The sequence below is a fragment of the Rhodococcus sp. AC861 genome, assembly GCF_979256035.1.
In genome coordinates, this window is record NZ_CEEDMW010000099.1 from 1 (window position 1) to 240 (window position 240).

1 pseudogene is annotated in these 240 nt (G+C 73.3%); it reads right to left on the reverse strand.

The features are described 5' to 3' along the window. Positions 1–240: pseudogene (locus tag AC0IX4_RS23305) on the reverse strand (hypothetical protein); the annotation flags it as partial.

Here is a 240-nt window from a genome sequence, read left to right on the forward strand (position 1 = left end):
GTACCGCAACGGCTCCCGGCCACACCGCGCCGACAGCCCATCCGAGTACGCGCGGTCCGACGTCGGCACGGTGTGGCCGGGAGCCGTTGCGGGACAGCAGGATCGACCAGCAGCCCTGCATCACCGCGAACGACGACGCGCCGAGGGTGAACCGTCGGTCGTCGGCGGGGTCGATCATCGCGATGTCGCCGAGGGTCGCGGCTCCGAGGCCGAGAGCGCGCAGCGGTTGCCGGTGCGCCC